Source organism: Dethiosulfovibrio russensis, assembly GCF_021568855.1.
In the GTDB taxonomy this organism is placed as follows: Bacteria; Synergistota; Synergistia; order Synergistales; family Dethiosulfovibrionaceae; genus Dethiosulfovibrio; species Dethiosulfovibrio russensis.
Map to the genome: position 1 here is coordinate 1 of NZ_JAKGUG010000027.1, position 831 is coordinate 831.

At 60.4% G+C, this 831-nt stretch carries 1 pseudogene; it reads right to left on the bottom strand.

Annotated elements, in window-relative coordinates:
• A pseudogene (locus L2W48_RS12860) lies at positions 1-831 on the bottom strand (hypothetical protein); the annotation flags it as partial.

Below are 831 nucleotides of genomic sequence, written 5' to 3' on the forward strand. Positions count from 1 at the left end.
AGCCAGACCCCCGTCCAATGTCGGAGCATCACCCAGGTGGTTCCTTCCTCGTCGATCTCCAGCCTCGCATCTACCAGCGGGACGGTGGGGTCTATGGCCACCGCAGAAAGTATCTGATGATCGTAGGTCTGACCCATGGTCACCGCAGGGCGGTTTATGTCCTGGGCCTTCTCTCTCCACAGATCCATCCTCTCCACCACCCCCTCGGCCAACGCCGCCTCGGGATCTCCCGTCGGCTCCGGAAGAGGATACAGACAGGGCTGATTCCCGAGAATGGAGTCTATGTCCTCCTTTACCCCGCCGCTTCCCCCCGGCCAGGTTCCCCACCTAGCCCAGTAGGTGGAGGGGATCAACCCGGCGGCCTTTTCTCCTACCTCTCCGGCCTCCTCCGGGTCGATCCGGCGCGCCCCGCTCCGACAGACCCCCCAGACCTCCGGTTTGGGGTCGTTACCGGTGGCCTCTTTCAACTTTGAAAAGATAGCCATAGGCTCGTCTCGTATCATGGCCCATCCGGCGAAAGTCCAGAAGTAACCACGTCCGGCGTCCACCTCTTTCCACTCCCGGAACAGGGGATCTCCGACGTACATTCGTTGATTCGGCAGAGCGTAAACCAGCATGGCGTCCCCGAAGGAATCCTCCAGGTACTTGTTGAAAGCCTCCTGAACCATCAGGGCTCCGTACAGGGCGAACCCTCCTCCGAGACCGACGAGAGGCATTAGGAAAGACCAGTCCGTGGTCTCCAGTAACTTCCGATAACGTATCCTTCCTACCGGGGCGTGGAACAGACTCCAGTCCGCACCGGGGAAGTGGTGAACGTGGTAATTCCCCTGT